This is a genomic window from Enterococcus sp. DIV0712 (assembly GCF_050554855.1).
Classification (GTDB): Bacteria; Bacillota; Bacilli; order Lactobacillales; family Enterococcaceae; genus Enterococcus; species Enterococcus faecalis.
Window position 1 is genome coordinate 1,493,273 of sequence record NZ_CP187333.1, and the last position, 23,266, is coordinate 1,516,538.

A 23,266-nucleotide genomic window follows, 5' to 3' on the forward strand; every position below is an offset into this window, starting at 1 on the left:
TCCTTTAAAAATTAATGTTTGAAATGACGAGTCCCAGTAAAAATCATCGCAATACCATAATGATTCGCTAGATCAATTGATGCTTGGTCTTTAATGCTCCCGCCTGGCTGAATAATTGCTTGAATGCCATGTTGTGCAGCATATTCCACGCTATCTGCCATGGGGAAAAAGGCATCACTTGCTAAGACGGCCCCTTGTAATTTTCCAGCTGCTTGGGCTTGATCAACTGCAATTTTTACTGACCCAATTCGATTCATTTGACCAGCACCAATCCCCACCGTTTGGCTTTCATTGGCTAAAACAATAGCGTTTGATTTTACATGCTTGACTGCTTTCCAAGCAAAGTTCAATGCGTCTCTTTCAGCTGGTGTGGGTTGGCGCTCTGTAACAACTTGCCATGCTTGGTCATTTTCAACAACTGTATCCTGTTCTTGAATTAATAACCCGCCCATAACAGAAACTAATTCCACCGCTTTTTTTTCTTGAGCATGAAAATCTAACGTTAACAAACGAAGATTCTTTTTCTGAGATAACAGTGCCAAAGCTTCTTCCTCAAAACTAGGCGCAATAATTATCTCTAAAAAGATTTGATGCATTTCAGCCGCAGTCGCTTGGTCCACTGGACGATTCAAAACAACAATGCCACCAAAAATTGAAACTGGATCTGCTTCAAATGCCTGACGATAGGCTGCCAAAATCGTTTTTCCTGTTCCAATTCCACATGGGTTCATATGTTTAACAGCGACGACCGTAGGTTCTGTAAACTCGCTAGCAATCCGGAGTGCTGCATCAGCATCTCGAATATTGTTATATGACAGTTCTTTGCCATGAAGTTGTCGAGCGGAAGCAACGGATAATGATACAGGTACAACGGATTGATAAAAGGTGGCCTGTTGATGGCTATTTTCGCCATAGCGCAATGTTTGCTTACGTTCATAAGTAAGCGTCTGTTTCTCTGGTTCAGATTCACCCACTTGCGTCGTTAAATAGTCAGCGATAAGCGCGTCATAAGCAGCGGTATGACGAAAGACTTTTGCTGCTAATCTTTTTCTAGTGGCTAACTGGCTAGTTCCAGTGCTGCTAATTTCACTTAATACCTGTTCATAATCACTAGGATCAACCACTGCTGTTACGTCTTGATAATTTTTTGCCGCTGAACGTAACATGCTAGGACCGCCAATATCAATCATTTCAATCGCTTCTGCTTCAGAGATCGCTGGTTTTAAAATTGTTTCTTTAAATGGATAAAGATTCACTACTACAAGGTCAATAAATTGAATGCCTTGTTCAGTCAGTGCTTTTTGATGCGCTTGGTTTCCCCTTTTTGCCAAAAGTCCGCCATGGATATTCGGATGTAACGTTTTGACACGACCATCTAACATTTCTGGAAAGCCAGTGATGTCGTCAATAGCAAGTGTCGGTACCCCCGCTTCTTCTAAGACACCCCTTGTACCCCCAGTGGAGATAATTTCAAAGCCATTTGCAACTAAGCCTGCTGCAAATGTTGTCACTCCTGTTTTGTCTGAAACGCTAATCAATGCTCTTTTGGTCATTTCATTGTCTCCTTTACAATTTGTGAAATTATTTTTGGGTACCATTCGTGCTCAAGAGCATGAATTTTCTCTGCTAATGTGTCCAATGTATCTTCAGTATCAATCTTGGTGGTTGTTTGGAAAATAATCGGTCCTGTATCAACCCCAGAGTCAACATAATGGATAGTGATTCCTGTTATTTTCACTCCATAATGAAATGCCTCTTCAATTCCGTGAAGACCTGGAAAACTAGGTAACAGAGAAGGATGAATATTGACGATTCTCTTTGGATAAGCCTCCAGTAAAGTCTTGCCGATAATTCTCAAATAACCAGCTAACACGATTAAATCGATCTGATGCTCTTTTAAATGTTTCAATACTTGTTCTTCATACTGCCCACGAGATGGAAAATCAGATGGTGAAAAGCAAACAACGGGAATCTTGCGTTTTTTGGCACGGGTCAATACATAGGCTTCAGGCTGGTCACAAAAGACTAAGCTCAACTGCCCTGCGATTTTTTTCTGGGAAAAAGCTGCAGCAATCGCCTCAAAATTGCTACCATTGCCAGATGCAAAAACAGCTATCTTCATAAGGCTTCCTTAAAAATAACGGCTTTCGTTTTCCTAGGTACCAAACGACCAATTTCAAAAGCTTCTGGCAAAAGCTCCTGAACTTTTTCAACATGCTCTGGACTCACCGCTAAAATCATCCCTAAGCCCATATTGAAAATTTCATACATTTCTTCAGGTGGAATTTCACCGTATTTTTGAATCAATTTAAAAATTGGTAGCACTGGCCAACTATTTAATTGAATCTCTGCAGCTAATGAGGAAGAAAACATTCTTGGTAGATTTTCTAAAAACCCGCCGCCAGTAATATGCGCAGCCCCATGCACGAGTCCTGCTTTTAACAATGGCAATAATTCCTTCACATAAATTTTTGTTGGTGTTAATAATTCTTCCCCTAACGTTTTGGGTGCCAATTCTGGAAGCTTGTCCGTTGTTTTAAACGAATGTTTCTTAAAAAAAACATTTCTTACTAAAGAGTAACCATTAGAATGAAGACCACTTGAAGGAAGACCAATCAAGAAATCGCCTTCTTTTACGTTACTTGGAGTCAAGAGTTGACTTTTCTCAGCAATACCCACGGCAAAACCAGCCACGTCATAAGCATCTGCTTCATACATATCAGGCATTTCAGCTGTTTCGCCCCCAATTAAGGCTGCATTCGCCTCACAACAGCCAGTCGCAACACCCGCAACAATTGCTTCAACTTTAGCTGGATTAACGGTCCCTAACGCTAAATAATCTAAAAAATATAACGGTTCGGCGCCTTGTGCGACGACATCATTGACACACATTGCTACACAATCAATTCCGATTGTCTCGTGTTTCTGTTCTTCAATTGCCAAGAGTAACTTTGTGCCTACGCCATCCGTTCCTGATACCAAAACTGGTTCTTTAAGCTTGTAACTACTTAAATCAAAACAACCACCAAAACCACCAAGCATGCCCAACGTTCCCGTCCGTTGTGTCTTTTGGCTATGCTTTTGAATTCGTTCCACTACTTCGTATCCTGCCTCAACATTTACGCCAGCTTTTGAATAGGCATTTTCCATGTCAATTCCTCCTAGTTTCTTTTTTCAAGGATGCTTGATATTGTTCTTCATAATCATACAAAGGCGTTGGATAGTCTCCATTAAAGTAAGCCATACACAGCCCAGAATAAGGAGCATCGTAATTTAATTGAATCCCATCAATCAGCCCTGCTTCACTCAAAAAAGCCAGCGAATCTGCGCCAATCTGCTCTTTGATTTCTTCAATTGAATAGTTTGCCGCAATTAGTTCGTCCCGCGTCTGTATATCAATGCCATAAAAACACGGATATTTTAATGGTGGTGAAGCAATTCTGACATGAACTTCTTGCGCTTCTGCTTCTTTTAATAAATGGATAATGCGCCGAATAGTGGTCCCGCGAACAATCGAATCATCTACTAAAACGACTTTTTTTCCTTTGACCACGCCACGAACTGCTGATAGTTTCATACGGACACCTTGTTCTCTTAATTCTTGTGTCGGCTGGATGAACGTTCGAGCGACATATTGATTTTTTACTAAACCTAGTTCGTAAGGTATCTGTGCTTCTTCTGCATAGCCGCTAGCTGCAGACAATGACGAGTTCGGTACCCCAATTACCATATCAGCTGCGACTGGACTTTCGATTGCCAAGTTCTTCCCCATCCTTTTACGAGCTGTATGCACATTAACTCCAGCAATATTTGAATCTGGCCGTGCAAAATAAATATATTCCATTGCACAAATTGCCGGTTGGACTTCCGTAGTGAAAACCTCTATTTTCAAGCCTTCATCAGAAATGATGACTACTTCACCAGGCGCCACATCTTGAATAAAGCGAGCCCCAACTGTTTCTAATGCACACGTTTCGGATGCCACAACGTACGCCCCATTGTTCATTTGTCCGATGGAGAGAGGGCGAAAGCCGTTGGGATCCAGTGCAGCAATCATCATCGTTTCTGTTAATAAAAGATAAGCAAAGCCACCCTTAACCAAATTCAAGCTCTCTTTTAGTTTATCGAGAAACGAGGCAGCAGTGCTTTTTCGAATCAAGTGCATTAAAATTTCAGTGTCTGAATTGGAATGAAAAATAGCGCCTTCTCTTTCTAGTTGTTTTCGTAAACGCTTGGCATTTGTCAAATTGCCATTGTGTGCTAACCCAATTTGACTATCATAAAATTTAAATAAAAATGGCTGAATATTATCCACGCTACCCGTACCAGCGGTTGCATAGCGTACATGACCAATAGCCGCCGTTCCTTCTAACGCATTCAGTTGTTCTTGCTTTTGGAATACTTCTGCTAACAAACCTAAATCACGGTGGCCATCTAATTTCCCAGAATTGTTCGCCACAATTCCCGCGCCTTCTTGGCCTCGATGCTGCAAGCTGTGTAAGCCAAAATAGGTCACTTGTGCCGCATCAGGATGACCCCAAATACCGAAAATACCACACTCTTCATTTAAGCTTTTTGCTTCATAAGACATGGAATCGCATCCTCCCATAAGGCTTTGGCTTCTTTTGTTGAGCAATTGATCACATCATCTAACGCATGAATGACCAAACCAGTTTCAGTCACTTTCCCAATATGTTGAGCTTTTCTTCCGATAAGTGTTTCAAATGCTTCTTGATGCTGGGGACTAACTGAAAGAATAAAACGGGATTGCGTCTCCGCAAATAGATATTCTTTTTTTAATGGCAGTGTCACCTGTAACCCCAGTTCGTTAGCAAAAGCCGACTCGGCTAAAGCAACGGCAACGCCGCCTTCAGCGCAATCATGCGCGCTAGCAACTAGGCCTGCTTGAATTGCTTTTAAAACTAATTCTTGGTTTGCTTTTTCCTCTTTTAAATCAAATGAGCGTAATTGCCCTTCAATTCGACCCAGTTGCATTTTTTGAATTTCTGAGCCGTTAAAATCTGCGTGGGTTTCACCGATGAGATAAATTAAGTCATCCACTTGTTTAAACGCTTGTGTGGTAATTTGTGAAACATCTTCAATCACGCCCACCATGCCGATCATTGGCGTTGGATAAATGGCTTGACCATCTGTTTCATTGTAAAGAGAGACGTTCCCTGAAATCACGGGTGTTCCTAGCTGACGGCAGGCTGCGGCGATTCCATCCGCTGACGTCCATAATTCCCAAAAACTTTCTGGTTTATCAGGGGAACCATAATTCAAACAATCAGTGATAGCCAAAGGTTGTGCTCCACTTGCTACAATATTACGGGCTGCTTCTGCAACCGCAATTTGCCCACCTATTTCAGGATTTAAATACAAATAACGGCTATTACAATCTGTCGTCATCGCTAAGGCTTTATTGGTGCCCCGCACTCTTAAAACAGCTGCATCACTTCCTGGTTGCACCACTGTATTCGTTTGTACTTGACTATCATAGGTTTCGTAAACTGATTTTTTTGATGCAATCGTTGGCTGTTGCAATAGGCGTTTTAATAATTCCGTACTATTCGTAATTTCTGGAATGAAGGGCGCTAATTTTTTAAAAGTACGCATCCGTTCTGGTTCTTGATAGGCTTTCTGGTAGACAGGGGCTTCTTCTGCCAAAGCATCTACTGGTACATCTGCGACTATTTTGCCACCGTGAAAGACACGATACTGTCCATCATCCGTTACGGATCCAATCGCTACCGCTTCTAAGTCATACGTTTGAAACAATTCACAAACTTGCTGTTCTGCTCCTTTTTCCACACAGATTAACATCCGCTCTTGGGACTCAGACAAGAGCATTTCATAGGGGCTCATCTGCGTCTCTCTCTGTGGAACTTTATCCAGCTCTAGAATCAAGCCTGAACCTGCTTTTGATGCCATTTCAGCACTTGAAGAAACCAAGCCAGCCGCCCCCATATCTTGGATGCCGATTAAAATATCTTGATGATTTTTAATTAAATCAAGACAAGCTTCCAATAATAATTTTTCCATAAACGGATCACCTACTTGTACCGCAGATCGTTGCTGTTCTTCACCTTCACTAAATTCTTCTGAAGCAAAGGTCGCACCATGAATTCCATCTCGTCCTGTTTTCGCACCTACGTAAAGAATACTATTTCCGACGCCTTTTGCTTGGCCTTTTTGAATCTCATCATGACGAATCAATCCCACACACATAGCATTGACAAGTGGGTTTCCTTGATAACATGGCTCAAAAGCAATTTCGCCGCCAACGGTTGGAATACCAATACAATTTCCATAACCGCTAATCCCCGCCACAACTTCTTGAAACAAATAACGTGTTCGTGCATCCGTCAGTTCGCCAAATCTTAGCGAATCCAGTAAAGCAATCGGCCGCGCCCCCATACTGAAAATATCGCGAATAATTCCACCAACGCCTGTAGCTGCTCCTTCGTAAGGTTCTACTGCAGAAGGATGATTATGGCTCTCTGCTTTAAAAACAACAGCTAATCCGTCACCAATATCGACAATCCCAGCTCCTTCACCAGGGCCTTGAAGCACTTGTGGCCCTTCCGTCGGAAACTTTTTTAAAACGGGCTTGGAATTTTTGTAAGAGCAATGTTCACTCCACATCACGGAGAATAAGCCAGTTTCTGTATAATTAGGTTCTCTTTGCAAAATGGTCTCAATCTGATGATATTCTTCATCTGTTAGTCCCCATTCTGCATACAACCGTGTCTCCTTGATTTCTTTTGGTGTTGGTTCATTCATCATTGGCTTAATTCCTTTCCAAAGTTTTTAATGATTGAAGCAAAAAAGCTGCGTCCATCTGTTGAACCTAACAATTCTTCCATCGCTCGTTCCGGATGAGGCATCATTCCTAGAACATTGCCCTGTTCATTACAAATACCAGCAATATTCGCAAGACTACCGTTCACCTTTTCTTGATACGTAAAAACAATTTGGTTCTTTTCTTTCAGCTCTTGCAACGTTTTTTCATCACAATAGTAATTCCCTTCGCCATGTGCTACTGGTAAATGTATCGAAACATTTTCAGGATACTCGCTTGTAAACTTTGTGTGCGTATTCACTTTCAATGGGACACTTTTACAAATAAAACGAAGCGAATCATTTCTTAGCAACGTGCCAGGAAGTAAGCCAATTTCTGTTAAAATTTGAAAGCCATTACAAGTACCAAAAACCATTTTGCCTTCTGTAGCAAAGCGAATCACCTCATTGATAATTGGCGAAAACCGAGCAATTGCACCACAACGTAAGTAATCGCCATAAGAAAAACCACCAGGCAACAATACGCCATCAAATTTTGCTAAAGAAGTGGCATCGTGTCGGACAAATTCTGCATCGACGCCCATCACCTCTTTGACAGCCCACAATAAGTCTGCATCACAATTAGATCCTGGAAAAACAATCACTGCCAATTTCATTTAAATTTCCTCCAAAGATAAAATTTCAAAACGATAGGATTCCATATTTACATTGGCTAATAGTTGATCACAAATTTGTTCAATTTTCTCTTCAATTGCTTCTGTCTGCTGGACGTGCATTTCAAAATACTTACCGACACGGATTTCGGCTACTTCTGTAAAACCAAGCCGATGGACTGCTTCCTTAACCGCTTCACCTTGGGGATCCAAAATTGATTCTTTATACGTAACATAGACTTTGACAAAATACATACGCGCTTCCTCCTCAATTAGCTGTTAGTAAACGTTGTAAAACTTCTTCATATACAGGAACTATTTCTCCTAATTCACGGCGATAAACATCTTTATCCAGATGTTCGTTTGTGTTTAAATCCCATAAACGACAGGTGTCTGGAGAAATTTCATCTGCCAGTAACAATTGATTGGCCTTCGTCCGACCAATCTCGATTTTAAAATCGATCAAACAAATATTGAGGCGTTGAAAGAGTTGACTAAGCGCCTGATTAATTTGTAAAGCCAATGTTTTGATCTCCACAATTTCAGCAGGAGTGGCTACTTTTAGAAATTGAATATGGTCTTCGTTAATAAAAGGATCATCCAGACGATCTTCTTTGTAATAAAATTCAATAATGGGCGTCACTAATTTAGTGCCCTCTTCAATCGCTAAACGCTTTGAAAAACTTCCTGCCGCATAATTACGTACGACAACTTCCAAAGGAATCATTTCTACGGCCTGAATTAATTGTTCGTGTTCAGATACTTTTTTGATAAAATGATTGGGAATCTTCTGTTGCTGTAAATGTTCAAAAATTAGACTAGTGATTTGATTATTTAAAGCGCCTTTCCCAAGAACTTTGTCTTTTTTTTGACCATTTAAAGCTGTTGCTTGATCAAGATATTCCACAAAAAGAACCGCTGCATTTTCTGTTTGATACAACTTCTTCGCTTTTCCTGTATACACAAGTGCTTTCTTTTCCATTCTTTCCCTCTTCTCGTTAGCTTCATGAACCCTATTCTTTCTAAGCCAGCTGATTTACATCAGTTAAAAACTTACATTAGTTACAAAAAAACAATAATCGTTCGTGTTTGTCGAATGTAAAAATAAAAAACTTGCTTGGAGCAAGCATTTATTAAGTTACGTTCCAAATACCAACAGTCTCAATTTCCTTTAACGTTTCTGATAAGCAAGGTGTTGTAATGGTGACGTGGCCCATTTTTCTGCCAACTTTTGATTCGGCTTTTCCATAGTAATGGACTTGCCAAGTGGGTTTTGACGTGCATAACTTGTAGCTTTTTTCTAAGTGTTCGCCTAAGAGATTCACCATAACTACTGGTTGAAGTAACTGGGGTAACCCAATGCCCCAATTGCTAATCCCTCGAATATGCGCATCAAATTGACTAAATGAGCAAGCTTCAATAGAGTAATGACCTGAGTTATGAGGCCGTGGCGCTAATTCATTGACGTACAACTCTTCTGAATCCGTTAAAAACAGTTCGATAGCTAAAACCCCAGATAAATTTAATTCCTCAGCAATGTGTTGCGCCAATTCCGCTGCTTTTTGTTGCACATTCTCAGAAATTCGAGCGGGCACAATTGATTCATGCAAGATATTCTTTCGATGAATGTTTTCAGATGCAGGAAAGCTTTGGTAACCATGCTTATTCCCTGCAACGATGATTGAAAGTTCTTTAGTGAAAGGCACCCACTTTTCTAATTCACAAGTGGCGTTAGCTAATAATTTAGTCGCTTGGGAGAAATCCTCTTCGCATTTTAAGACGACCTGTCCTTTTCCATCGTATCCACCTTGAATAGTTTTTAAGACACATGGAAAACCAATCTTTTCTGTTGCTTGTGGCAGCTCTTTCTGACTTTTCACTTCCGCAAAAGGGGCAATCTTACAGCCAATCGATTGAAGAAACGTTTTTTCAAGCAATCGATTTTGAGTAATTTTTAACAATTCTGTTCCTTGTGGCAACTTTTCTAGTGGAATGGCCTTTTCTAGGGAGGCCACTTCAATATTTTCAAATTCATAGGTGATCACATCGCATAACTCTGCTAGTTCAGTTAAAGCAGATATCTGATCAAAGGCTGCCACAATTTGACGGTCAGCTACTTGACCAGCTGGACTATTGAGCGTCGGGTCCAACACAATCATTTGGAAACCCATTTTTTTACCACTCATGACTAGCATTCGCCCTAACTGTCCCCCACCTATAATGCCAATAGTTGCTCCGACTTTTAAAGGTTTATTCAAGTTGTTCCCCACTTTCCATAACCGCTTTTTCCACTGATTGTCGTCTTGTTTGGATTCTTTCTGCTAACTGTAAATCATCAATACTTAGTATTTCTGCAGCTAATAACCCGGCATTGGTAGCACCTGCTGAGCCAATCGCAGTTGTTGCTACAGGAACTCCCCCTGGCATCTGCACAATAGACAACAGTGAATCAACACCGTTTAATGTTCGTGTTTTAACTGGAACACCAATGACAGGTAAGGTTGTCTTTGCAGCCACCATTCCTGGTAAATGAGCCGCTCCGCCTGCGCCAGCAATAATAACCTTCAATCCTTTTGTTCGTGATTCCTCTGCAAAACGAAACATCAAATCAGGGGTCCTATGTGCTGATATCACTCGTTTTTCATAAGGAATTCCCAACTCTTCCAACACAAGACAAGCAGCTTTCATCGTTGCCCAGTCTGAGGTACTTCCCATAATCACAGCGACTAATGGTTTCATGAATGTAATAACTCCTTCCGCCTTTTTTCACTGTTATTCTAACAATGAGAAAAAGAGATGTCAAAGAAAAACCGAAATATTATAGATTAAAATTATATAATGTTCGTCTTTATCAAAAAAAGAGTCATCGGAAAGATGACTCTTTTTTTGATATTTTTAATGTTGTTTCCTCTTTAAGAAGAAACGTCGCCTGTATTAATAACTGGTTGTGTGCCCTTATCAGTAATGATTGAGACTAGTAAATTATTAATAAGTTGTACTTTTCGTTCGTCGGTAAAATTAATTTCTTGCCCTTCTTCGATCTGTTCTAAGGCCATTTGTGTCATGCTTACCGCACCTTCAACAATTGTTTGTCGAGCCGCTAAGATTGCTTTTGCTTGCTGTCTTTGCAACATGGAGCTAGCTATTTCAGTTGCATAAGCTAAATGATTCAACCGTGTTTCGATAACCTCTACACCAGCCACCGCTAAGCGTTCTTGCAATTCTTTGGTTAACTCCTCGGAAATTTGTTCGGTATTTCCTCGCAGAGTTACATCATTATCTGAAAAAGTGTCATAAGGATATTGTGTTGCTACATGCCGGATTGCCGTTTCGCTTTGAATTTCCACAAAGTCTTGATAATAATCGACATTAAATAACGCCTTAGCTGTATCGACTACCCGAAAAACGATGACCGCAGAGATTTCGATTGGATTCCCGTCAGAGTCATTGACTTTTAATAGAGAACTATTGAAATTTCGTACTTTCAAAGAAATGTTCATTTTTTGCGTAAATGGAATGGTAATAAACAACCCATTTTCTTTAATCGTACCTAAGTAACGACCAAAAAATAAAATCGCTTTCGCCTGGTTGGGACTAACAATAGTTAAGGAACTTAAAAATAAAATAGCCCCAACTAACAAAATAATACCTAAAACAACAAGAACTCCATTGGTATGACTTGCTCCATAAATAAATAAACCAATTCCCGCAATTAAAATAACTAATAAGCTCGCAATTCCTACGTAGCCACTCATATAAAATGTTTTTTTCTCTTCCATCTGTTTCACTCTCCTAACTCATTTATCTGGTCCTTATTATACACCTCATTGCCTTCAATAGAGTAACTTTTAACATTAAATAAACTGATTTTTTCGGGGCTCTTGTAGTATACTGAGAACAAAGAAATCCCAAGAAAAGGAGTGATAGAATGCGCTATTTAAGCAAGGACATTTTAGAGGAAGTCATCACTCAACGCCCCTCCGACTCTTATAAAAGCAATTTTGGGCGTGTCGTATTAATCGGAGGAAACCGTCAATACGGCGGAGCCATCATCATGAGTACCGAAGCGTGTATCAATAGTGGCGCTGGTCTCACCACTGTGATTACTGATGTTAAAAATCACGGGCCTTTACATGCAAGATGCCCAGAAGCGATGGTCGTGGGCTTTGAAGAAACAGCCCTTCTGACGGACGTCGTAGAGCAAGCGGAGGTTATTTTAATTGGTCCAGGTTTAGGCTTAGATGCTACTGCACAACAAATATTAAAGATGGTACTCGCCCAACATCAAAAACAACAATGGTTAATTATCGATGGCTCAGCAATTACCCTGTTTAGCCAAGGTAATTTTTCCCTTACCTATCCTGAAAAAGTTGTTTTCACACCTCATCAAATGGAATGGCAACGTTTGAGTCACTTACCTATCGAGCAACAAACACTGGCAAATAACCAGCGCCAACAAGCAAAATTAGGCAGTACGATTGTTTTAAAAAGTCATCACACCACAATTTTCCACGCAGGAGAACCTTTTCAAAATACAGGCGGCAACCCTGGGATGGCTACTGGCGGAACTGGGGATACCTTGGCTGGCATCATTGCTGGTTTTTTAGCTCAGTTTAAGCCGACAATTGAAACCATTGCTGGCGCCGTCTACTTACACAGTCTCATTGGTGATTATTTGGCCAAAACCGACTATGTTGTTTTACCAACGAAGATTAGTCAAGCCTTGCCGACATATATGAAAAAATATGCCCAGCCACACACTGCACCTGATTCTGAACTATTAGAACAGAAGCGTTCGAGATAAAACCCGAAAAGGCTAAATGGTGACAAATTTTGGGTTAAAAAGCAGGATTTAAGCCTGGGCCGAAAATCAAAAGCGATTTTCAGCCCAGGCTCTCTTTTTATTTTTCCTTATAAACATTTTTTAACGTTAATGGAGCGCCAAAGGTATGAAAATTCAAGCCTTTGACTTTATCATTTTGCAGGACTGTTTGTTCATTTTGGCTAAGTGGAATCATGCCAGCAGTCGTTTCAATCACTTCTTTTTCAGCCGCAATCAGTGTCGCCCATCTTTTTTCTGGCTCTAAGGCATAGGTTGTGGCTGCTTCATCTAATAATTTGTCATAGACAGGGTTCTGATAATTGCGATCATTGCCCTTGTATAAAGTCATCAGGGTAGAAATAGGATCTTGATAGTCTGGTGTCCAGTAAATTAAGAATAAATCATAGTCACTTTCTCGCCCAAAGTTCAATGCAGCTTCGGTCGGCAATGCGGTTAGCTCTATTGTCAAACCAGGAAACAGTTCTTGTAGCGAGCCTTGCAAACTTTCACCAATTTTTTTGTAAGAACCATCATCTGTTACCATCAATTCAACGTTAACCTTTTCTCCTAATTCTGCTTGTGCTTTTTTCCAATAACTTTGCGCTTTTTCTTTGTTATAAACCATTAAATTACCTGCTTCTTGACGAAAATCGAGGCCCGTTGTGGGATTCGCCACAAAGCCTTCCGTAATCGCACCATGTAGCGCTTTAGAACCATCTGCAATAATATTATTGACTAGATTTTCTTTATCTATACCTAAAGCCAACGCTTTACGCAGGTTTTCGTTTGCAAGCGGCGTTGCTTGCCCTTTCCGTTTTTGATTTAAGCGCAAATAGTTCATTGTCGCTGTTGGATACGAATGATACAACGTATTATTTTTATTCTGTTGCGCCAGTTCACCACTTAGTGTAGCCACATCTAATTGTCCATCTTCAAAAAGATTCAATGCGGTAGATGTTTCTTTGATAACCGTATAATTGATAATGTCTGAGCGCACGTTCTGGCGATCCCAATAGCGATTATTCTTTGCTAGTTGCCAGTCCATCTTTGTTTGCTGCCAATCTTTTACCACGAACGGACCATTATAGACGACTTTATCACTAGCAGTTCCATAGTCCGCACCAAATTGTTCGACTACTTTTTGATTTTGCGGGAAAAATGTCGGAAAAGCTAACAAGGACGTAAAGTACAGTTTTGGCTCTTTGAGCGTCACTTTTAATGTATAATCATCCACAGCTGTGACACCAAGTTCATTGGGAGCTAATTTCCCCGCTGAGATTTCTGCCCCATTTTGAATTGTTTCAACGATGAGGAAGCTATAAACAAAGCCGTTTTTATGATCAATCATTTTTTTCCAAGCATATTCAAAATCATGTGCTGTGACAGGATCATCGTTACTCCAAACCGCTTCTTTTCTCAAAGAAATCGTGTAGGTTTTTCCATCTTCTGAAATCGTCGGCAATGCTTTTGCTACAGCTGGTACCAATTGGTCTTGTTCATCTAAACTATATAACCCTTCAAACGCTGCTGTTTGGACAATAGCATCTGGAAAATCCAATAATACAGAGGTGTTGAGCGTTGTTAATTCCGAGGGTGACATCAGTTGAACAGCTTCTTTGGTATTTTTCTGTTTCTTTTTATTTTCATTTTTATTGGTACACCCAGCTAAAAATCCTACCAATAAAATACAAACCATTATGATTTTTAAATACTTTTTCATCTTCTTTCTCCTATAACTCTTCATTTTTTATGCTTTTACTTACAGAAAGACAGCTCCCCTTTTATTCTGTCCTTTCCACAAGCATCCAGACAACGACCGCTGGCTCCAACCCATCATTATAATTAATGTGCCCCTCACCAGCTTCAATTAATTGGGCTTGTCCAGCTTTTCCGACTAAGTCTTGACCATCTTCTAAAATCGTATGTGCTTCGCCAGAAATCACATAAGAATATTCATCCTGTTCATGGCGAGCATATCCAGCTAAAGGCCGTTTTTCACCAGGTTGTAATGTAATAATGCCCATTTGAACTTGTGCATTTGGTTGGTTTTCTTTATCAAAAAAAATCGTCATTTCTTCTGATTCTGCTGATTTAATAAGCAATAGCTTCCCCTCCTTTTTTAAATCTTGTATCTTCCATTATTCCTTTAAATAGTATTAAAGTCAATCTTTTTATAGAAAATTCTGAATATTCTACACAAAAAAAAGAGAGCATGAATTCTCTCTTTTTTGTCTCTTTAAACTTTTACAATCCAACCTTCTGGCGCTTCTTTGTCACCAAACTGTATGCCAACCAGTTCATCATATAGTTGCTTAGTCACTGGTCCAACTTCCGTTTCACTATAAAATACATGGAAATCTGTGCCGTTTTGAATCCCACCAATAGGAGAAATAATCGCCGCTGTGCCACAAGCACCCGCTTCGGAGAAGTCCGCTAATCGATCAATGTAAACGTCTCCTTCAAGCGCCGTCATCCCTAAACGTTCTTTTGCTAGCGTCAATAATGAATATTTAGTAATACTTGGTAAAATAGACGCTGATTTCGGCGTAATAAAAGTACCATCTTTGGTTATGCCAAAGAAATTGGCTGCACCAACTTCTTCAATTTTCGTATGCGTATACGGATCTAAATAAATGCAATCACTAAATTCTTTCTCATGTGCTTCTGCACCTGGTAAAAGACTAGCTGCATAATTGCCCCCCACTTTAGCGGCCCCAGTTCCTCGGCCCGCCGCTCGATCATAGTCAGAAACAATAAAGTTGGTTGGTGCTAAACCATTTTTAAAATACGAACCAACCGGCACGCAAAAAATAGAAAAAATGTATTCTTTGGCAGGTGCTACGCCAATATTATCGCCGACACCAATCATATAAGGGCGAAGATACAACGTACCGCCCGTTCCATATGGCGGTAAATAAGCAAGGTTGGCTTTCACCACTTCTTGACATGCAGAAACAAAGGTTTCTACTGGTACTTGTGGCATCAGTAGACGCGCACAACTTTTTTGTAGCCGTTTGGCATTTTCATCTGGACGAAACAAATTGACAGAACCATCTGCACATTGATACGCTTTTAATCCTTCAAAACATTGTTGGCCATAATGTAGAGCAGGCGAACCTTCACTAATCGTTAACTGATTGTTATCTGTTAGCGTGCCTTCTTCCCACTTGCCATCTCGCCAATAACTAATATAACGAAAGGGCGTTTTAATGTAAGAAAATCCTAAATTATTCCAATCAAGATTGGCTTTTTCCATTGTCGTAGCACCTCAATTATTTTGATTTTTTATCTTAATTAGTGTAATTGTACCCACCAAAAACTAGAAAAGCAAGCCTTATTCTCATTCTTAACTTTCTTAACTTTTGTTATTTTTTCTTACTTGTCCATTTCTCCCTCGCAAAAAAACCTTGATAGCCGTTTCTTGAATTGCAACGGAATATCAAGGTTTCGAAAAATTATTCAGTATATTCTTTGGTTTCTTGTAACGTACCATCTTGCTTATAGATTTTCAGCTTTGTTTGCTTATTCCGAGCAATTTCTTGAGCTCGTTCAACCGCCTCTTGTTTGTGGGTAAATGTATTACTTGCTTTTTCAGCGCTGTCTGAAATCACCAACCATTGGCCGTCTTTATATTTAACGTTGACAGCCGCCGTTAATAATTTTCCCGCATGTTTATCCTGTTTATGCGAATCTTGTTTCGTAGGATTTGCTTCTTGTTCGAAGGCTTTTTTGTCTGCTTCACTTGCCTCTTGATACCATTTCTCCGCTTGACTAATCGCAATTGGAATGGCGCGATCATCAGGGTAGCCATCCGCAAGCAACGCATTGCCAATATCTATCGCTTTTTTCCGAATCAAAGGTGCTAAATTTTTCATTGATGTAGGATAATCATTCATATTCCAAGGCATCAAAATCTCCTCCTTAAATTCTGTCTATTACTAGCTTACTACAGAAAAGGAACATTTGAAAAAGAAATGATTACTTTGAATATTTCCTGGACCTTCTTGAGAGAATAATCCTAATTTCCCGTTGGCCAAACTTCTCAATCTTTGAGTGTATGATTACTCATTTCCCTTTGAATCAGTTATGATAAAGGAAGAAATAAATAAATTTTTTGGAGGGATTTTCATGAAAATGTCTAAAGTACTCACCACTGTTTTGACGGCAACTGCTGCTCTTGTGCTGCTTAGTGCTTGTTCATCTGATAAAAAAACAGATAGTAGTTCTAGTAGCAAAGAAACAGCTAATTCAAGTACAGAAGTAGTCTCTGGTGCTTCAATTAGTGCCAAGCCTGAAGAGCTCGAAATGGCGTTAAGTGATAAAGGAAATTGGATTGTCGCAGCTACTGACAATGTCACTTTTGATAACGAGGTAACAGTTGCTGGTACTTTCCATGATAAGGGGAAAGATTCCAACGATGTCTATCGTAAATTAGCGCTTTATTCTCAAGATGATAATAAAAAAGTAACTGCTGAATATGAAATCACGGTTCCTAAGCTAATCGTTTCTTCTGAAAATTTCAACATCGTTCATGGGACTGTCAAAGGTGATATTGAGGTGAAAGCAAATGGCTTTACTTTAAATGGTACCAAAGTTAATGGCAATATTACTTTTGATAAACAAGAATACAAAGATTCTGCTGACTTAGAAAAAGATGGTGCCACTGTTACTGGTGAAGTCACCGTAGCCAATAATTAAGTTATTACCAGACAATTTTAACTAGTAAAAAACCAATGACAAATGTTCAATCAAATTTGTCATTGGTTTTAGTTTGTAAACACAGTGCCAGCATTGGTAGATAATTACAAAATGAACTCACTCTTTGCCATAAGCCTAAATAATTAAATGGTTTTACCTGTTGTAGCTGTGGAATCCTTGCTAAGCCATATAAGCCGGCTGCAAGCATACATAAAATAAACAAAAAGCCAAAAAAGTTTTTATTTTTTTGCGAACCGTATTTACTATAGATAATGGTTAAGACGCCTGATAACAACAAAAAGCCTGTATAACCGACTGCTGATCCTCCGTTATGAAGCGCGGCAGCAACTGTGCCAGCGCTTGAAGTGTCTACGCTGAAGAGCCCACTGAAAATACAATCAAATAAACCATAAGCGCCAATCATTGCCACTACTAACCAAGCACCTTTTTTCGTTTTTCTGGAAAAAATAGCATATATCCTAGGTAAACTTGCTAACATCAACATTCCCGCAATGATAGTTAACCGATTAAAGTTTTCCCTAACTGGACTATTCACATCACCTAATAAGCTAATTACTTCTGTCAATTGATTGTAACCTTGATCTTTGAATCCGACATAATAAGGTGTAAAAAAATCAAGTAAGACCCCTAAAACTAAAAAATAGCCGCCATATTTTTTTAAAAACTGCATCTATTCACCTCAATTTTTATTTTCTATTTACTTTAAGTATAGCATATCAAAAATTCCGAATAATTAAACTTTCTTTCTCACTAAAAAACTTTTCGTCAGCGCGAGACGAAAAGTTTTACTTTAGGATTCAATAGAATCTACAATCTTATCATTTTCTTTTGATTCATTTAGCCACTCCGAGACAATAATTTTAATGATTGCAGCAACAGGAACTGCTAAAAACATCCCTAAGACGCCGAAGTACGCTCCCCCAATCGTGATTGAAACAATAATTAAAATCGGATTGACATTTAGGGCATCTCCCATAATTCGAGGACCAATAATATTGCCGTCAATTTGTTGTAAAATTAATAAAACTAGTAACACCGTAATTGCTTGAGTAACACCACCTGTGAAAAGCGTAATCACACCAGCAACAATTGACGCAAAAATCGAACCAAAATAAGGAATCATATTACAAATACCTAATAAAATCCCCAAAGTCACAGCAAATTTCACATTCAAAATACTTAACAAAATCGTTGATGAAACGCCAATTATACAAGCATCAAGAAATTGGCAACTGATAAATTTATAGAAAATTTTATTCGTTGTATTTAACCAGGTTTGTGTTTGCTTGTACACTTTTTCAGACAGCAATTTGTGGGCAGCCTTTTCAACAAATGTCAAAATAGATTGCTTAAATACCAGCGCATATATTGAGATAATCAACGTTAAAAATGCATTTAAAAAGAATGAGGAAACATTTTTAGTCAACGTTCCTAATGAAAATAACGCTTGTGTCCATTGATTTAAAAAACGTTCCGGCGACAAATCTTTAAGGACACTATTTAAATATTTTTCAATCGCGGCTGTTTTTAAAATCCCTTTATCTTCTAAACTCATCACAAACTGAACCATGTGATCATAAAAAGTAGGTAAAGAGTTTGCTAAATCTACTAAATTACTAATGAGTAGCGGAACAATATAGTTTAATGTCAAGACAAAAATAAACAAAATAATCAGGTATAAAAGGAGTACACTCAAGCCGTGTTTCGCTTTTTTAACGACTGGTAAAGGTACTCTTTCTAGTAATCCCTCGATTTTTTTCTGACTTCCACTCAATAAATAAGCAATCACGAACCCAGTAATGAATGGGGATAAGATGCCTAACAAACCCGAAACGCTATGGACAAAGTGCTGATAATTCGTGATTAATAAATAGCCAACAATCAGCGCCATTACAAATAAAAAGCGGACAACCCAGTAATTCCAATCAACATTGTATTTCTTCAATCACTTCACCTCTAAATAAATTATGCCTATCATTGTAATTGTAAACGATTTGTGGCAAAAGGCAAGTTTGTCCATTCGTTCTTGATGAAATACACAAAGAAGCCTGACACTTTAAAAATGTGTCTGTTTATTCTGCAGTATAAAAATGAGGCACTAGGCCTTGCTTCTTTTCATAAAAGAAGCAACTTGGGCTACAAGTACGTTTAACTTGTAGCCCAAGTTGCTTAGATAAACTAAATTTATTTTTTCGATTCCACTGTGACCGTAAAGTTATCCATAATGAAATCTTTATCGGCACCTGTTGTAAAAATACCAAACGTAGTGTTTCCTGAAGCATCCCCAATTATTTCTGCTTCATAATGCTTGGTTTGACCATCTGCTGCTGTCGAAGTCAACTCACCGACTGGCTTAAAGTCATTGTTATTTTTCAACTCCCCATTAATGGTCCCAGCAGTAAAGACATTTTCACCATCAGTTTGATAATCAAATTGGACCGTATATTTCTTGTTCGGTTCAAATTTAATATTTTGCGGAATTGTTTGAAGCATCAAACCTGCTCCTTGTTTATGGGCTTTCAAGGACCAGTTGCCTTCTAATACATCTGAAACAAGGTTTCCATTCCAACCATATTGTGTGTAAGGTTCATTTCTTTCTGATAAATGAATCCGTGGATCTTCTACACCACCAGCTGAGCCTTTAACAAACGGATATAACCCAACTGCTTGTGTGTCTTCAAAATCTTGCTTAATAACTGTTTGTTTGTCTGGGTTCATGATATCCGTTTGACGCTCAACAATTCGTAAATCATCAAATTTTGTAACGGAATTGCCTTTATCAACCGCTAATGTCACCGAGCCTTTTTTGGCATTATCTGGGATTTCAAAATCAATTCGCATATTTTGCATATACTGCGGATTTTTCCTGCTTGTATGGTTAATATCTGCCTGAATGTAGTTTTGGGCAACCGAATTATTCACTGTCCGCGTATATTTTTTACCACCAATTTTAACAGTTACTGTGGCTTTGCGATCATGTGTTTCTGTGTTTAAATACAAACTATATTTTCCTGGTTTAGGAAGATTGATGTCTTGTTTGATTTCGGTTCTTTCTTTTTCTGAACTAAAGACATAATCACCGTTAGCATCTTTTTTAACCTCTCCATCACCTCGGAAAACTTTCCAGTTATTTTTTAAGGTATTGGCTTCATTAAATCCAGGATCTTTAAATGGTGTTCCTGTTCCGAATGTCATCGGTTCAATACTGTCAGGTTCAGCAATGACATACGGTGTATTAGCCTCGGCTTGGATGGTCACTTGGTTATTTGTAGTGGCAATTGCGCCTTTGTCAATACGCCCTTGATCTGTTAATTCATATAAATGTAAATTCGTTTTTCCTTGCAGTTTCTTATCCAATGACCAAGTGCTGGTACCGCCTTTTGGATTCCAGTGATATAGTTTGTCTTGACCATTGACATTCCAAGGCAGTAGATACGCATCACCTTTTAGAACTTCTGTCTCATTTAACGTAATGCTTCTTGGCGAATTAGCATCTGCTTGAGTAACGGTCACTTTTTCAGCACCGTTCGCTAATTTAATTGTGCCATAGATTTGACCATCTGCTGCTGTTGTAGTTTCCCAGTTTGTAATTTGGTAATGTTGTAAGAACTTAGTTGGGACATTAATGGCAAAAGTTTTTTGGCGATAGGTATTAAAATTGGTTTTACCCACCCAACCTTCATAGGCTTCAAATTCAGCTCCACCTAACAAAGGGTTGTCGGAAATAATCCAAGTGTCTTTTTGGTGATTCCGAATAAAACGAACGATTGTACTGTTAAAGCCTTTCGTTGTTGTACCGCCGTAATCTTTTTCTGCAGACCAATGGTTCCAAACCGAGTCATACTCTAAAGCATTCGGAAATTCATTGGTTGTAAACCAACCGAGTGAATTAATTTCTTTACTTAGTTGACGACTTGCCCAACCTGATTCGCCTTGGTTGCCCCAAACATCAACATAAATATAATCTAGATTCGGTGCTTTTTGTTTTAATTCTTTAAAGCGCTCATAGCGACGACCACTCAATGCATCGGGTCTTTGTTTAATAAAATAAGACGGATCTAACCAATCCCAGCCACGCTTCGTTGGATCAACTAATTCCTCATTAAATCCTTTTGCTTCTGGGTAAGACTCGGTGTCATTAATATGCACACCGAAAACGGCATTTAATTTATGGCCTTCATCAATTAATTGATTCAACGCTTGTTCCCCGCCAGGTCGCTGACCAATAGCACCGTAATCTGGATGCGCAGAATCATGTCCTTCATTTTGATACCCTTTTAGTAAATTCATTTGTCCTAATCCATCTGTTAAATTGTAAATGCGTTTTGATTCGTCTAACGTCACTAAGAATGGGTTTGTCGCCTGACTAGCAAAGTTAAAAGGAATCCGTTGGTTGACTAATTCAGGGACTTTTTCCGCGCCCATTGGGTTATTCATAATTGAACGGAACCCAATTGCCGCATCTTGCCAATCCACCCGATTGTCGTCGTTGCTATCTTTTGAGAATTTAACTTTCACTTCTGGTGTTTCTCCAGTTGTGTAATCTTCCGGTGCATCAAATGGTCGATAGGTCCATGCCCCACTTGACAAGGTTGTTACAAAACCAGTCGCCGCTTCTTTTGTTTGTTTATGGATTCGATTGTTGTCACTACCATCGACAGAGCCGTCTCCATAGGCGTTCGTCCAAAAACTTGCAGCATAATTCGCCGTATTTAAGAAACCATACATATATTTTTTCGTTTCTTCTTGGCTTGTTGTAGTTAAATCTTGGATAGTATCACCATTTTTATTTCCGTTATTTGCATTTGTCCCAGTATTCATCACAACGCCAGCAAAAGTCGCCCCTTCATCTGTACTATTGACAGAAATCAAGCCTTGATTTGGAATTGAAATTGTGTGTATTTTGGTTCCTTCTTCACGAATATCTGAGAGTTTCATAGCTAATTCTTGGCCTTCGGAAACAGTCAATGTCGTTGTGAAACGCAGGCCAATTTCTGGGACAGCTACGTTATAAACGGCTTGATTTGCTTCACTCTTTTGTTTTTCAGCAGTTGCTTTATATGCTTTGCCATCAATCATTACTTGGTCAATTTTCTCGTGTTGGCCATTAAAAATCACTTGATTACTCTGAGGGTCTTCGTAGCGAATAATTCGTGGAAATTGTGGATCAACCACGGCTGTTAAATCTGCGGAAGAGATTTTGTCGCCTTTTTCAGCTTCATTGTCTTTAGCAACAACAATGCTGGCTTTTGCTTTGATGTTTGTATTTTCCAAAGTACCGTCGACTTCAAAAGTCCCTGGTTCTTTGTATGCAGCAGGATCGATTTCATCCCAACGGACTGCTTCATTGGCTTCTTTACCAGTATTATAGGTCACTTTTACTTGTTTCGGTAATTTTGGTGCGACACCAATTTTTGTAAAAACTTTGACTGGCGCAATTTGGGTCACTTCTGGCACAATTTCAGGAATGCTATCTACGGGGCCATTTTTAAAATAGTCATAATTGACAATTTTTTTGTCGTACCACAAACGGACACCCACATGTCCGGCTTCTGTTGGAATTTTGTCTCCGTTGGCCAAAACAGGTTCTCCTTCGTAAATCAACGTGGTGTTAAGCCAGATAGTAATTTTTTCACCAACATAACGTACTTTCAACAAATAATTCGTATCTTCATTTAACGTTGGCCCAGAAATTGAATCATTCCACGAATTAGGGCTTTCAACTAACCATTTGCCATTCGCGTTATAGCCTACAAAAACCCAGCTATCTTTGGTATTACCACGAATAATCACACCCGTTCGACCGCTTCCAGCAGTGTATTTAAACTTTGTTTCTACTTCACCATCAGCTAATTTAGGGGAATCTAAATTTAAAGATACGGCATTATTACCTGCTGCTGCATCTCGTGAAATCGCCAATGACTCTCCTGCTAATTCTCGATTTGTTTTACCAATCACATCTTGCCACTCACCAATTTTCCCTCCTGGAAAATCAGATTGCCACAATTTTTCTTCTGTTGCGGTAGGTTCCACCATTGATGAGCTTGTTTCAGTGCTGCTGTTTGTTGTTTCTTCTGCAGACGTACTTAATGGTACTAAAATCGTTGCGCTTGCCAATAGTGTCAATGTACTAAATCGTTTTATTTTTCCATGTTTCATCTGATAAATCAGCCCCCTAACATTTTTGAACACGCTTTCATTATTAACAATTAAAGGGGCGTTCCAAAAATAAATTCTTTTATTTTTGGAACGTCCATCTCTAAATCATTCT

20 protein-coding genes are annotated in these 23,266 nt (G+C 39.2%); 2 read left to right on the forward strand and 18 right to left on the reverse strand.

Going from position 1 to position 23,266, the window contains the following annotated elements:
- Positions 1 to 11 precede the first annotated feature (11 nt).
- From purH to IGL42_RS07265, 11 genes are all read right to left on the reverse strand, one after another.
- Positions 12 to 1,598 carry a bifunctional phosphoribosylaminoimidazolecarboxamide formyltransferase/IMP cyclohydrolase gene (purH, locus tag IGL42_RS07215; protein ID WP_002385864.1) on the reverse strand — a complete coding sequence of 529 codons (1,587 nt, stop codon included), beginning with the start codon at positions 1,596 to 1,598 and terminating at the stop codon, positions 12 to 14.
- Complete coding sequence (purN, locus tag IGL42_RS07220; RefSeq protein WP_002357276.1) at positions 1,550 to 2,122, reverse strand: phosphoribosylglycinamide formyltransferase; 573 nt, start codon at positions 2,120 to 2,122, stop codon at positions 1,550 to 1,552. Before purN ends, purH begins: the two co-directional genes overlap by 49 nt.
- Entirely contained in the window at positions 2,119 to 3,150 is a 1,032-nt protein-coding gene (gene purM, locus IGL42_RS07225) for a phosphoribosylformylglycinamidine cyclo-ligase (protein ID WP_002357275.1), read from the reverse strand. The genes purN and purM overlap by 4 nt, the downstream gene beginning before the upstream one ends.
- A 1-nt stretch (position 3,151) precedes the next feature.
- Entirely contained in the window at positions 3,152 to 4,591 is a 1,440-nt protein-coding gene (gene purF, locus IGL42_RS07230) for an amidophosphoribosyltransferase (protein ID WP_002394511.1), read from the reverse strand.
- Entirely contained in the window at positions 4,567 to 6,786 is a 2,220-nt protein-coding gene (gene purL / locus IGL42_RS07235; protein WP_010710285.1) for a phosphoribosylformylglycinamidine synthase subunit PurL, read from the reverse strand. Before purL ends, purF begins: the two co-directional genes overlap by 25 nt.
- On the reverse strand, positions 6,783 to 7,457 hold the full coding sequence (gene purQ, locus IGL42_RS07240; RefSeq protein WP_002357272.1) for a phosphoribosylformylglycinamidine synthase subunit PurQ: 675 nt from the start codon (positions 7,455 to 7,457) through the stop codon (positions 6,783 to 6,785). Before purQ ends, purL begins: the two co-directional genes overlap by 4 nt.
- Entirely contained in the window at positions 7,458 to 7,709 is a 252-nt protein-coding gene (gene purS / locus IGL42_RS07245) for a phosphoribosylformylglycinamidine synthase subunit PurS (RefSeq protein WP_002357271.1), read from the reverse strand. It lies immediately after the preceding gene.
- Positions 7,710 to 7,722: 13 nt separating this feature from the next.
- Entirely contained in the window at positions 7,723 to 8,436 is a 714-nt protein-coding gene (gene purC, locus IGL42_RS07250) for a phosphoribosylaminoimidazolesuccinocarboxamide synthase (protein ID WP_002408881.1), read from the reverse strand.
- A 151-nt stretch (positions 8,437 to 8,587) separates the two neighbouring features.
- Complete coding sequence (purK, locus tag IGL42_RS07255; RefSeq protein WP_010710284.1) at positions 8,588 to 9,712, reverse strand: 5-(carboxyamino)imidazole ribonucleotide synthase; 1,125 nt, start codon at positions 9,710 to 9,712, stop codon at positions 8,588 to 8,590.
- Positions 9,705 to 10,193: a 5-(carboxyamino)imidazole ribonucleotide mutase gene (purE, locus tag IGL42_RS07260; protein ID WP_010710283.1), complete on the reverse strand. Its 489-nt coding sequence runs from the start codon at positions 10,191 to 10,193 to the stop codon at positions 9,705 to 9,707. The genes purK and purE overlap by 8 nt, the downstream gene beginning before the upstream one ends.
- Positions 10,194 to 10,366: 173 nt before the next feature.
- Positions 10,367 to 11,233: an SPFH domain-containing protein gene (locus IGL42_RS07265; protein WP_002357267.1), complete on the reverse strand. Its 867-nt coding sequence runs from the start codon at positions 11,231 to 11,233 to the stop codon at positions 10,367 to 10,369.
- 149 nt (positions 11,234 to 11,382) lie between these two features.
- Here IGL42_RS07265 and IGL42_RS07270 point away from each other — a divergent pair, with 149 nt between their 5' ends.
- The gene (locus IGL42_RS07270) at positions 11,383 to 12,258 is read left to right on the forward strand and encodes an NAD(P)H-hydrate dehydratase (protein ID WP_002394515.1); all 876 of its coding nucleotides are present in this window, start codon (positions 11,383 to 11,385) and stop codon (positions 12,256 to 12,258) included.
- Positions 12,259 to 12,355: 97 nt separating this feature from the next.
- On the opposite strand, the gene IGL42_RS07275 is transcribed toward IGL42_RS07270, so the two are convergent.
- The 4 genes from IGL42_RS07275 to IGL42_RS07290 all read right to left on the reverse strand — a co-directional run bounded on the left by IGL42_RS07275 (position 12,356) and on the right by IGL42_RS07290 (position 16,184).
- Positions 12,356 to 13,996 carry a peptide ABC transporter substrate-binding protein gene (locus IGL42_RS07275; RefSeq protein ID WP_104842576.1) on the reverse strand — a complete coding sequence of 547 codons (1,641 nt, stop codon included), beginning with the start codon at positions 13,994 to 13,996 and terminating at the stop codon, positions 12,356 to 12,358.
- 61 nt (positions 13,997 to 14,057) lie between these two features.
- Positions 14,058 to 14,378, reverse strand: coding sequence for a cupin domain-containing protein (locus IGL42_RS07280; RefSeq protein ID WP_002357264.1), 321 nt, complete (start codon positions 14,376 to 14,378; stop codon positions 14,058 to 14,060).
- Positions 14,379 to 14,512: 134 nt separating this feature from the next.
- Positions 14,513 to 15,532, reverse strand: a complete 1,020-nt coding sequence (locus IGL42_RS07285; RefSeq protein WP_002366823.1) for a branched-chain amino acid aminotransferase — start codon at positions 15,530 to 15,532, stop codon at positions 14,513 to 14,515.
- A 199-nt stretch (positions 15,533 to 15,731) separates the two neighbouring features.
- Positions 15,732 to 16,184, reverse strand: coding sequence for a DUF2188 domain-containing protein (locus tag IGL42_RS07290; RefSeq protein ID WP_010710281.1), 453 nt, complete (start codon positions 16,182 to 16,184; stop codon positions 15,732 to 15,734).
- Between the two features lie 178 nt (positions 16,185 to 16,362).
- On the opposite strand from IGL42_RS07290, the gene IGL42_RS07295 reads away from it, so the two are divergent.
- Complete coding sequence (locus IGL42_RS07295; RefSeq protein WP_002381806.1) at positions 16,363 to 16,974, forward strand: hypothetical protein; 612 nt, start codon at positions 16,363 to 16,365, stop codon at positions 16,972 to 16,974.
- A 46-nt stretch (positions 16,975 to 17,020) separates the two neighbouring features.
- Here the strand turns inward: IGL42_RS07295 and IGL42_RS07300 are convergent, their stop codons facing one another.
- The 3 genes from IGL42_RS07300 to IGL42_RS07310 form a co-directional block, all read right to left on the reverse strand.
- Positions 17,021 to 17,665, reverse strand: a complete 645-nt coding sequence (locus tag IGL42_RS07300; RefSeq protein WP_010710280.1) for a DUF998 domain-containing protein — start codon at positions 17,663 to 17,665, stop codon at positions 17,021 to 17,023.
- A 120-nt stretch (positions 17,666 to 17,785) separates the two neighbouring features.
- A complete protein-coding gene (locus tag IGL42_RS07305; protein ID WP_002386882.1) occupies positions 17,786 to 18,940 on the reverse strand; it encodes an AI-2E family transporter in 1,155 nt (384 codons plus the stop codon).
- A gap of 239 nt (positions 18,941 to 19,179) precedes the next feature.
- Entirely contained in the window at positions 19,180 to 23,154 is a 3,975-nt protein-coding gene (locus IGL42_RS07310) for an endo-alpha-N-acetylgalactosaminidase family protein (protein WP_010710279.1), read from the reverse strand.
- Positions 23,155 to 23,266: the final 112 nt, after the last annotated feature.

Coding starts and splice junctions, on each gene's coding strand:
- purH (WP_002385864.1), bottom strand. CDS start 1,598: ATGGTACCCAAAAATAATTTCACAAATTGTAAAGGAGACAATGAAATG.
- purN (WP_002357276.1), bottom strand. CDS start 2,122: ATGAAGATAGCTGTTTTTGCATCTGGCAATGGTAGCAATTTTGAGGCG.
- purM (WP_002357275.1), bottom strand. CDS start 3,150: ATGGAAAATGCCTATTCAAAAGCTGGCGTAAATGTTGAGGCAGGATAC.
- purF (WP_002394511.1), bottom strand. CDS start 4,591: ATGTCTTATGAAGCAAAAAGCTTAAATGAAGAGTGTGGTATTTTCGGT.
- purL (WP_010710285.1), bottom strand. CDS start 6,786: ATGATGAATGAACCAACACCAAAAGAAATCAAGGAGACACGGTTGTAT.
- purQ (WP_002357272.1), bottom strand. CDS start 7,457: ATGAAATTGGCAGTGATTGTTTTTCCAGGATCTAATTGTGATGCAGAC.
- purS (WP_002357271.1), bottom strand. CDS start 7,709: ATGTATTTTGTCAAAGTCTATGTTACGTATAAAGAATCAATTTTGGAT.
- purC (WP_002408881.1), bottom strand. CDS start 8,436: ATGGAAAAGAAAGCACTTGTGTATACAGGAAAAGCGAAGAAGTTGTAT.
- purE (WP_010710283.1), bottom strand. CDS start 10,193: ATGAAACCATTAGTCGCTGTGATTATGGGAAGTACCTCAGACTGGGCA.
- IGL42_RS07265 (WP_002357267.1), bottom strand. CDS start 11,233: ATGGAAGAGAAAAAAACATTTTATATGAGTGGCTACGTAGGAATTGCG.
- IGL42_RS07270 (WP_002394515.1), top strand. CDS start 11,383: ATGCGCTATTTAAGCAAGGACATTTTAGAGGAAGTCATCACTCAACGC.
- IGL42_RS07275 (WP_104842576.1), bottom strand. CDS start 13,996: ATGAAAAAGTATTTAAAAATCATAATGGTTTGTATTTTATTGGTAGGA.
- IGL42_RS07285 (WP_002366823.1), bottom strand. CDS start 15,532: ATGGAAAAAGCCAATCTTGATTGGAATAATTTAGGATTTTCTTACATT.
- IGL42_RS07290 (WP_010710281.1), bottom strand. CDS start 16,184: ATGCCTTGGAATATGAATGATTATCCTACATCAATGAAAAATTTAGCA.
- IGL42_RS07295 (WP_002381806.1), top strand. CDS start 16,363: ATGATAAAGGAAGAAATAAATAAATTTTTTGGAGGGATTTTCATGAAA.
- IGL42_RS07300 (WP_010710280.1), bottom strand. CDS start 17,665: ATGCAGTTTTTAAAAAAATATGGCGGCTATTTTTTAGTTTTAGGGGTC.
- IGL42_RS07310 (WP_010710279.1), bottom strand. CDS start 23,154: ATGAAACATGGAAAAATAAAACGATTTAGTACATTGACACTATTGGCA.